This window comes from Pareuzebyella sediminis, assembly GCF_008367235.1.
Taxonomy (GTDB): domain Bacteria; phylum Bacteroidota; class Bacteroidia; order Flavobacteriales; family Flavobacteriaceae; genus Pareuzebyella; species Pareuzebyella sediminis.
Genome location: NZ_VTZS01000015.1, coordinates 2,501 through 5,507, shown reverse-complemented (window position 1 = coordinate 5,507; position 3,007 = coordinate 2,501). Strand labels below are relative to the sequence as shown.

Below are 3,007 nucleotides of genomic sequence, written 5' to 3'. Positions count from 1 at the left end.
AAAAACCCTCTTATATTTGCACCCGCTTTGGGAGTTTGAGAGTGATCGATGAGATGTTTTCCCTGGGCGTTTAAGGGTTTTTTTGGGCCCTTTTCAGGAAGTTCATTGACATACTGTGGAGACGAATACAGCGCCCGGGTTTTTTCCCGGTGCGCGACCATAGATCGGGCGCCCTTTTATTAGATGGAGGGGCGCCTGGAATAGTAAAACAGAGAGAGACGGGGCCGGGACGGCTTTATCGGCGTTGGCGCGGAAATTATATAACGCACAACGATGAAGAGTTTGATCCTGGCTCAGGATGAACGCTAGCGGCAGGCCTAACACATGCAAGTCGAGGGGCAGCATTTCCAGCTTGCTGGAAGATGGCGACCGGCGCACGGGTGCGCAACGCGTATACAATCTGCCCCCTACTGTGGGATAGCCCAGGGAAACTTGGATTAAGACCACATGGTACCGTATCGCGGCATCGCGTTTACGGTTAAAGGTTACGGTAGGGGATGAGTATGCGTGCCATTAGCTGGATGGCGGGGTAACGGCCCACCATGGCGACGATGGCTAGGGGCCCTGAGAGGGGGATCCCCCACACTGGTACTGAGACACGGACCAGACTCCTACGGGAGGCAGCAGTGAGGAATATTGGACAATGGGCGGGAGCCTGATCCAGCCATGCCGCGTGCGGGAAGAAGGCCCTACGGGTCGTAAACCGCTTTTGTACGGGAAGAAACGGGGGCACGTGTGCCCTTTTGACGGTACCGTAAGAATAAGGACCGGCTAACTCCGTGCCAGCAGCCGCGGTAATACGGAGGGTCCGAGCGTTATCCGGAATCATTGGGTTTAAAGGGTCCGTAGGCGGGCCGTTAAGTCAGGGGTGAAAGTCTGCGGCTCAACCGTAGAACTGCCCTTGATACTGGCGGTCTTGAGTCGTATTGGAGTGGGCGGAATATGTAGTGTAGCGGTGAAATGCATAGATATTACATAGAACACCGATCGCGAAGGCAGCTCACTAAGTACGTACTGACGCTGATGGACGAAAGCGTGGGGAGCGAACGGGATTAGATACCCCGGTAGTCCACGCCGTAAACGATGGACACTAGCTGTGGGGCCCTTCGGGGCCCCGTGGCCAAGCGAAAGTGATAAGTGTCCCACCTGGGGAGTACGTTCGCAAGAATGAAACTCAAAGGAATTGACGGGGGCCCGCACAAGCGGTGGAGCATGTGGTTTAATTCGATGATACGCGAGGAACCTTACCAGGGCTTAAATGCATAACGACAGGGGTGGAGACACCTTTTCCTTCGGGCGTTTTGCAAGGTGCTGCATGGTTGTCGTCAGCTCGTGCCGTGAGGTGTCAGGTTAAGTCCTATAACGAGCGCAACCCCTACCGTTAGTTGCCAGCATGTCAAGATGGGGACTCTAACGGGACTGCCGGTGCAAACCGCGAGGAAGGTGGGGACGACGTCAAATCATCACGGCCCTTACGTCCTGGGCCACACACGTGCTACAATGGCCGGTACAGCGGGAAGCCACTGCGCGAGCAGGAGCGGATCCACAAAACCGGTCACAGTTCGGATCGGGGTCTGCAACTCGACCCCGTGAAGCTGGAATCGCTAGTAATCGGATATCAGCCATGATCCGGTGAATACGTTCCCGGGCCTTGTACACACCGCCCGTCAAGCCATGGAAGCCGGGAGTGCCTGAAGTCCGTCACCGCAAGGAGCGGCCTAGGGCAAGATCGGTAACTAGGGCTAAGTCGTAACAAGGTAGCCGTACCGGAAGGTGCGGCTGGAACACCTCCTTTCTAGAGACTTTCCCCGTTGGTTCGGGGAAGGGCGCCTCGCCGATAGGGCGATCCGACCGCGCCCCGTTTCTTTTCTGTTTTTTTTTCTTTTTTTGGTCTTTTATGTTTCGTTTGCTCCATGGTATAATAATATATAAGGAACGGTCCCGTTTTTTTCGGGATCCGGGACAGTCCCGTAGCTCAGCTGGTTAGAGCGCTACACTGATAATGTAGAGGTCGGCAGTTCGAGTCTGCCCGGGACTACAGCCCAGGCCCGACGTTTTCGTCGGTCCTCGGAAGGTTCATTGGGAACAGGGATACTGGAAATTCCGGAAGTTGGGCGGTAGTTGTGGACCAACTGCCAACTACTGATCGCCGACAACGGGTGATTGGGGGATTAGCTCAGCTGGCTAGAGCGCCTGCCTTGCACGCAGGAGGTCATCGGTTCGACTCCGATATTCTCCACTGTGGAGGCCCTTTTACGGAAGGGCCCCGTAAGGTTCATTGACATATTGGGACAGGGTGCGCATACTTAGGGTATGTGTACGCTGAAAAGAAGAAACACGAATTTTTTAAGTAAAGAGTACTAGAATAGAACGCAAACGAACGAAAGGTCTGGCGACAAGCTGGATAAGGGCGTATGGGGGATGCCTAGGCTCTCAGAGGCGACGAAGGACGCGATAAGCTGCGAAAATCCGCGGGGATCGGCACATACGATATGATCCGCGGGTATCCGAATGGGGCAACCCGGCATGTTGAAGACATGTCATCCGCAAGGAGGCAAACCCGGTGAACTGAAACATCTAAGTAGCCGGAGGAGGAGAAAACAAAAGTGATTCCGGGAGTAGCGGCGAGCGAAACCGGATTAGTCCAAACCGTGCATGTTCCGGCATGTACGGGGTTGTAGGACCGCGAGGTTCGAACCGCAATGAACTAGAACCCTTTGGAAAGAGGGGCCGTAGACGGTGATAGCCCGGTATAGGCAAAGAGCGGCGAGATAGCGGTATCCTGAGTAGCGCGGGGCACGTGAAACCCTGTGTGAACCCGGCGGGACCATCCGCCAAGACTAAATACTCCTGAGAGACCGATAGTGAACCAGTACCGTGAGGGAAAGGTGAAAAGAACCCTGAACAAGGGAGTGAAACAGATCCTGAAACCATACGCCTACAAGCGGTCGGAGCGGTGCTTGCACCGTGACGGCGTGCCTTTTGCATAATGAGCCTACGAGTTACT

2 tRNA genes and 2 rRNA genes (1 of these 4 only partly in view) are annotated in these 3,007 nt (G+C 54.9%); all 4 read left to right on the top strand.

Annotation, left to right across the window (positions count from 1 at the left end):
- The first annotated feature begins 270 nt into the window (after positions 1-270).
- Positions 271-1,795, top strand: a 16S ribosomal RNA gene (locus F2B13_RS20270).
- A gap of 169 nt (positions 1,796-1,964) precedes the next feature.
- Positions 1,965-2,038 (top strand) — tRNA-Ile (locus F2B13_RS20265).
- A 127-nt stretch (positions 2,039-2,165) separates the two neighbouring features.
- Positions 2,166-2,239 (top strand) — tRNA-Ala (locus tag F2B13_RS20260).
- A 154-nt stretch (positions 2,240-2,393) separates the two neighbouring features.
- Positions 2,394-3,007: ribosomal RNA gene (locus F2B13_RS20255) — 23S ribosomal RNA — on the top strand; it runs 2,215 nt beyond the window's last position.
- Together the 16S and 23S rRNA genes with 2 tRNA genes alongside form the textbook arrangement of a ribosomal RNA operon.